A 6,664-nucleotide genomic window follows, 5' to 3' on the forward strand; every position below is an offset into this window, starting at 1 on the left:
AATTCTTGCTTTATGCATTTTTTTAGTGCCTAAGATAGCCAACTATTCAGCAGAATTATTTCCAAATATCGCTTATATAAAATATCTCGTTTTCATCTATTTGTATGTAACTGCGATACCTTTTTACTTTGCTCTTTATCAAGCGTTCAAACTTTTAAGCTATATTGACAAAAACAAAGCTTTCTCTGGTTTGTCTGTAAGAGCTTTGAAGAATATAAAATATTGCGCAGTCACTATCAGTATCTTTTACGCAGCAGGCATGCCTGTCTTTTATCTGATCGCCGAGATAGACGACGCCCCGGGTATCATTGTGATCGGATTGGTTATTATTTTTGCTTCAATGGTGATTGCGGTCTTTGCTGCTGTTCTTCAAAAACTGTTAAAAGAAGCGATAGATATAAAATCAGAAAATGACTTAACGGTCTGAGGTGATGACATGGCGATTATTATCAACATCGATGTGATGCTTGCTAAGAGGAAAATGAGCGTAACAGAGCTTTCAGAGAGAGTTGGCATCACCATGGCTAATCTTTCGATATTGAAAAACGGAAAAGCAAAGGCTATTCGATTATCAACTTTAGAAGCGATTTGCAAGGCTTTAGAATGTCAGCCCGGTGATATATTGGAATACCGAAGTGATGAAGACACAGGATTCGCAAAGAAAAAATATGAAGGATCAACAGAAACATAAAGTGATTGGCGGTGAGCTTATGGACATAAACTTATATCCATCTAGCTGCTATACTAAGCGTCCCTTTCATACACGAAGAACACAACTATGGAGGAGGCATACATCATGAGAGCCATAAAACAAATCGTCCATTTTGGCTGGGAACAAGCCCTTTCATGTTTGTTTCCTGCCGTTATTTTTGCCTCTTTGGCTATTACGCAAATCATCCCACTGCCCTTCTTGCCGCGGTATGACTGGCTGCTCATTATCTGCGTTCTCATGCAATTGTGGATGGTGCGTTCCGGTCTTGAGACACGGGATGAATTAAAAGTGATCACATTATTCCACCTCATTGGGCTTGCTCTGGAACTTTTTAAAGTCCATATGGGCTCCTGGTCTTATCCAGAAGAAGGATACTCCAAAATATTTGGAGTACCTTTGTATAGCGGTTTTATGTACGCAAGTGTAGCCAGTTATTTGTGCCAGGCATGGAGAAGGCTTAAGGTTGAGCTGGTTAAGTGGCCGCCTTTTTTTGCAGTTGTTCCGCTTGCCGCAGCGATTTATTTGAATTTTTTCACCCACCATTTTTCTATAGATATTCGGTGGTGGTTATCTGGGCTTGTCATCATTGTCTTTTGGCAAACATGGGTTACATACGAGGTGAATGGAGCTCGTTACCGTATGCCGCTCGCACTTTCTTTTGTACTCATCGGATTTTTTATATGGATAGCGGAAAATATCGCTACGTTTTTTGGAGCTTGGAAATATCCAAACCAAATCGATACATGGAGTCTTGTACACCTTGGAAAGGTAAGTTCATGGCTCTTGCTAGTGATTGTTAGCTTTCTTATAGTAGCATCATTAAAACAAGTTAAGGAGCAGAGTCCCACAAAGGCAGAGATGGATGAATCTTTTTCTTAGCATACAAGGTCCCAAATAGAGAAAAGCAACGTTCAAATGGTTGCTTTTTTCTTTTATGTAACTCTGCCGGTGAGTATTCATCTTCTTCAAATTTCATCGCAACACGATAACTGATTCAGATTACAACTGCTTTCAACACTTTGACAAACTCATGCGCCGCCGGCGTTATCTCTTCAAATGAATGTGCGATGACGCCAATATCGCGTGTGACCCTAGGAAAGATGTCCTTTTTAATCAACTGATGCGGGACGGATGAAAGTGTAAAGTTTGAAATGATGCCGATACCCAAGTTATTTTTGACCATATTAATCAAGGTTTCGGCATTTTGCACAGTTAAGTTTTCCTTTAATTCGATGTTGTATTGCGAAAATGCGTTTGACATCGCGATTTCATGACCGCCTTTACAAAAAATGAGGTCATCTTGATATGTTTCAAGGTCGACATGCTTTTCAAGTTTTAATTCGTCACGCTGCGGCGGGATGACGGCCACCATATAGTCGTTACACAATAGCTGATTTTCAAACGGTTCAAATGGAGATGCTGCGATCCCGATATCAACCGTCCGATCCTCAACCCATCCTTTTATTTGGTCAGAGGTTCCTTCGATCAATTCTATGCGGATCAGCGGGTAGTTTGATCTGAATGCAGCAATCGCCTGTGGCATGATATTTGTTGAAACTGCAGGAAATGAACCGATTTTCACCTTCCCGTTTAACAGCTTGTTTTCCCGGTTGGCTACTTGATATATTTTGCTTTCAATTCCCTTCATTTGCCTCGCAAGCAGCAATATTTCTTTTCCGATGTCAGTCAGCATTAAACCATGATGTTTATCCCTGATCAATAATTTGAGCTGCAGTGAGCTCTCCAGGTTTTTTATCGCTTTGCTTACCGCCGGCTGAGAGATGAACAATTCTTTTGCCGCTTCTGTAATATTCAATTTCTCCCCGACTTTTACAAATATGTGAAGATGGTTCATATTCATAACCATTTGGTTATACCCCCAATAATAAAAATGTATTTCAGTTATACATAAATGTAACATATGATAGAAACCAGCACGATATTTAAACAAGAAAGGCGGCTTCATTATGGTAAAAGTTATGCTGGGAATCATATCTGTCACACTTATTTGGGGTTATACTTGGGTTGCGATGAAAGTAGGAATTCATGACATCCCCCCGCTTTTATTTTCGGGTTTGCGCCTGTTCATCGGAGCAGTTCCTTTATTTCTCATTCTCTTCATCCAAAGAAAAAAGCTTTCAATTAAAAAAGAACATCTCAAAAGCTATATCATCATGAGCCTGTTGATGGGGCTGGGCTATATGGGGATCTTGACGTATGGAATGCAGTTTGTCGATTCAGGGAAAACCTCTGTTTTGGTATATACGATGCCTATATTTGTTACGGTGATCAGCCATTTTACATTAAACGAGAAGATGAATGTGTATAAAACGCTGGGACTGGTCTGCGGCCTCTTCGGACTGTTATTTATATTTGGAAAGGAAATGCTCAATATCGATCAAAGCGCTTTATTTGGGGAGCTGTGTGTCCTTGCAGCAGCGCTTAGCTGGGGAATCGCGAATGTGTTCAGCAAGCTACAATTCAAGCATATCGATATTATTCACATGAATGCCTGGCACCTTATGATGGGAGCCGTCATGTTATTAGTGTTTTCCTTTATATTTGAGCCGGTCCCTTCAGCCGAGTGGACATATCAGGCGGTGTGGTCATTGCTGTTTAATGGCTTGCTTTCCACCGGCTTTACCTTTGTCGTATGGTTTTGGGTGCTCAATCAAATCCAAGCGTCAAAAGCATCCATGGCATTAATGTTTGTTCCCGTATTGGCCCTATTCTTTGGATGGCTGCAATTGCACGAACAGATCACCATCAATATTATCCTCGGCGCACTGCTGATATGTTGCGGGATTTTTATGAATACATTTACATTTTCACGACGGAAAGTGTGAATGATATACATTTCCCCTGTCATTTGGGCTTCATGTGACAGGAGACGACTATTACGAGATAGTCTTCTAGAATCGTGACGACAGCCTATTAAACAATGAAAAAAGCTAATGTCTGCATGTAGACATTAGCTTGGCTGGCGTTTAGGCTGGTGAGAATCCAGATACTTTTTTATTACCATTCTGGCTGATCAAACTGAAAACCGTATAGACCTTTTACTTTAACATCTCCGCAATCTGGATCTTTTGTCAAAATCAAATAATGAGTCTTATAAGGCATCGTCTCAACTCGATCAGTTGCACTAAAATCAAAATGATCCCCCGAGAAGTTTTTTTCACTAACGGTTATTTCATATCCTGACAAAGTCATTCGCATGATTCTTGCGTTAATTGTACATCCTTCAGTATCGAAAATGGTGAATCTGTACCCAAAGTGAGATGTCCAATGGTTTGAATTTAGGTCATCAGACTTCATAAACCATTTTTCATTCTCTGTCATTGTAAAACTCACTTTCTCCTCATCTTTCACGATAACGGCCGAAGCTTCCCCTACATGGACAGTCAAAGCCAAAAGAAATGTAAAAGCTAACATCATCATCTTTTTCAAAAGAGTTCCTCCCGATATCTTTTACTTCAATATATTGGAAGGGTCTTTTCTGATCAAGACAGTCTTCTCCAAATGAATCTATAGCACCATGAAATGAGCCTTAATAAGAACAGTTTTAACCCAAATCAAACTCTATTCGAAATAAGGCCTACCAATCTATATTCTTTTTAAAAGTTTCTGCATTTCTTTATATAGCTCCTAGACACATATAAAAAATGCTCCCATAAGTTCAGGAGCACTACAAAAAACTGCTAAAGTGTTTTCTATCGATTTATTGTATTCATTAGCTCAAAAAAGTATTCAGGCTTTTGAGTCTTATATAGCTTATACCATGAACGCAATGTATCTGGTGCAAATACATCTAATTTTTTCAATACTTCTACCGCAAATTCCAGAGGAGCAATTCCTGATGCAGTAACCAAATTTTCTTCAGATACTGCAGGCCCCTTTTCATATAATGTTTCTCCTTTGTAATTAGGGCAGACCATATTCATATAGTCTAGGTCATTGCTTGTGTGCTTTCTCGAATTTAAGTATCCTTCATTCGCGAGGCCTAAGGTTGCCCCACAAATTGCAGCAATAGTCGTGCCGAGCTTTAAAGCGTCGCCAACTTTTTTCAAGATCGGCTGATGAATATCTTCTCCCCAAGTGTTTCCTCCGGGTAAAATGATAAGATCTTGACTCTCAAGAGTACACTCATCAAGAGAAATATCTGGTTTTATGCTTAATCCTCCCAACGTAGTTATCATTTCTTTATTAACCCCTACTGTAACTACTTTTAAAGATGCTGCATCTTGTTTAAAGTATCTCCCTGAGTTTAGTTCCGCAATTAAATATCCATATTCCCAGTCTGACATTGTGTGAAATACGTAGAGATAAACTTTTCTCGTTTGCATCCAATAACACTCCAATCACAATTGATAAAGCTTTCTAATAGATGACTTTGCTGACAGCCATTGTCAGCTTTTTTGTTGATTCTATTCTTATGCCCTTGTTCTCCCAACTTATAAAAATATAAGATCAATTGATTCTATGTTTACTAGCGCAAAGGGGTTTGTTACACTAACTGTCATGGGGAACATTTCAAAGGTAATACAAAATCATTTGAATGAGGAGGCTTGATGAAGTTGAAAAATAAAGCGTCAATAAAATTCGGAATATGTGTTGGGCTTTTATGTTTAAGCATTACTGGTTTCACACCTTTTTACAGCTCAACGCATGCCGAAGCAAAATCCATAGAAGACACAAACATGGCAAGCTGTATAACGAATAAAAAATTTGTTCAACTTGAGAAAAAATTTGATGCCAGGCTTGGTGTTTATGCAATTGATACAGGTTCAAACAAGACAATCGCCTATCGGCCGAATGAGCGATTTGCTTACGCATCAACCTATAAAGTTCTAGCCGCAGCTGCTGTCCTGAAGAAAAACTCAATTGAAAAACTTAATGAAGTCATCCACTACAGCAAGGACGATCTTGTTACATATTCTCCAATCACAGAGAAACACCTAGATACAGGCATGAGCCTAAAAGAAATCTCGGAAGCTGCTATACGTTACAGCGATAATACCGCTGGGAACATCTTGTTGCAACAGCTTGGCGGCCCTAAAGGTTTTGAAAAGTCACTGAAACAGATTGGGGATCATGTAACGAAAGCTAAACGATTCGAGACGGATCTAAACTCTGCGATTCCTGGTGATATTCGTGACACCAGCACCGCAAAAGCACTGGCAACCGATCTTAAAGCTTTCACTTTAGATAACACGCTCACGACTGACAAACGCACGATCTTAACCGATTGGATGCGAGGCAATGCTACTGGTGACGAACTGATTCGGGCAGGCGCTCCAATAGGATGGGAAGTTGGCGATAAATCCGGAGCCGGAAGTTACGGGACACGAAACGACATTGCTATCGTTTGGCCTCCTAACAGAGCTCCTATTGTTTTGGCAATTCTGTCAAACCGCTTTACGAAAGATGCTAATTATGATAATGCTCTTATCGCTGAGGCTGCAAAAGTCGTCTTTAACGATCTCAAATAATATGTTTAGCCTTTTGCCACAAAGGAAAAGACATTACTTTTTTAACCCCTACCGTTCATTTTTTGATGAACGGTTCTTTCATAGGACCTCTAGAATCATATATTTAAACACCACAAAATTAAACGTTATTATAATTAACGGCAAGTTTTCATTTTATGGAACAAGTAAAGTTTGACCTGACAAGAATTAAGACTAAGCACCCTAAAATCCGTTTTCTTCTCCTTCAAGTAAACATACAATGCAGACAACTCTCTTAAGTCTCTTATTCTGTGACCAATTTGTAATACTCATTGATATTCGGACTCTCTTCCCAATATTTCGTCTCGTTCGAAGACACTAACATATCAAACCACTTGAATTAACATAACTGAACTTGATATTGGTCACTGGCAGTTTCAATGCAATAGAACAACATTTGTTGTCTCAGAGGTTATCTATATGAGAATTCAACAATTTTTTT

At 39.3% G+C, this 6,664-nt stretch carries 8 protein-coding genes and 1 pseudogene; 5 read left to right on the forward strand and 4 right to left on the reverse strand.

Annotation, left to right across the window (positions count from 1 at the left end; genetic code table 11):
• Position 1 precedes the first annotated feature (1 nt).
• From RAC86_RS33295 to RAC86_RS33305, 3 genes are all read left to right on the forward strand, one after another.
• A complete protein-coding gene (locus RAC86_RS33295) occupies positions 2-427 on the forward strand; it encodes a DUF2975 domain-containing protein (RefSeq protein ID WP_377886532.1) in 426 nt (141 codons plus the stop codon).
• 9 nt (positions 428-436) lie between these two features.
• Positions 437-691, forward strand: coding sequence for a helix-turn-helix domain-containing protein (locus RAC86_RS33300; protein ID WP_377886533.1), 255 nt, complete (start codon positions 437-439; stop codon positions 689-691).
• 105 nt (positions 692-796) lie between these two features.
• On the forward strand, positions 797-1,591 hold the full coding sequence (locus RAC86_RS33305) for a DUF817 domain-containing protein (protein WP_070549131.1): 795 nt from the start codon (positions 797-799) through the stop codon (positions 1,589-1,591).
• Between the two features lie 115 nt (positions 1,592-1,706).
• On the opposite strand, the gene RAC86_RS33310 is transcribed toward RAC86_RS33305, so the two are convergent.
• Positions 1,707-2,579, reverse strand: coding sequence for a LysR family transcriptional regulator (locus RAC86_RS33310; RefSeq protein ID WP_004399248.1), 873 nt, complete (start codon positions 2,577-2,579; stop codon positions 1,707-1,709).
• Between the two features lie 100 nt (positions 2,580-2,679).
• On the opposite strand from RAC86_RS33310, the gene RAC86_RS33315 reads away from it, so the two are divergent.
• Positions 2,680-3,558 (forward strand): DMT family transporter, encoded by an 879-nt coding sequence (locus tag RAC86_RS33315; protein ID WP_277737197.1) that lies wholly within the window; start codon positions 2,680-2,682, stop codon positions 3,556-3,558.
• 172 nt (positions 3,559-3,730) lie between these two features.
• Here the strand turns inward: RAC86_RS33315 and RAC86_RS33320 are convergent, their stop codons facing one another.
• Both RAC86_RS33320 and RAC86_RS33325 read right to left on the reverse strand, forming a co-directional pair.
• The gene (locus tag RAC86_RS33320) at positions 3,731-4,162 is read right to left on the reverse strand and encodes a hypothetical protein (RefSeq protein ID WP_377886535.1); all 432 of its coding nucleotides are present in this window, start codon (positions 4,160-4,162) and stop codon (positions 3,731-3,733) included.
• Positions 4,163-4,425: 263 nt separating this feature from the next.
• Positions 4,426-5,058: a type 1 glutamine amidotransferase family protein gene (locus tag RAC86_RS33325; protein ID WP_377886536.1), complete on the reverse strand. Its 633-nt coding sequence runs from the start codon at positions 5,056-5,058 to the stop codon at positions 4,426-4,428.
• A 225-nt stretch (positions 5,059-5,283) separates the two neighbouring features.
• On the opposite strand from RAC86_RS33325, the gene bla reads away from it, so the two are divergent.
• Positions 5,284-6,204 carry a class A beta-lactamase gene (gene bla, locus RAC86_RS33330; protein ID WP_198878690.1) on the forward strand — a complete coding sequence of 307 codons (921 nt, stop codon included), beginning with the start codon at positions 5,284-5,286 and terminating at the stop codon, positions 6,202-6,204.
• Positions 6,205-6,466: 262 nt separating this feature from the next.
• On the opposite strand, the pseudogene RAC86_RS33335 reads toward bla, so the two are convergent.
• Positions 6,467-6,556, reverse strand: a pseudogene (locus RAC86_RS33335) (SMI1/KNR4 family protein); the annotation flags it as partial.
• Between the last annotated feature and the right edge of the window lie 108 nt (positions 6,557-6,664).

The sequence above is a fragment of the Bacillus sp. LR_5 genome, from assembly GCF_042709275.1.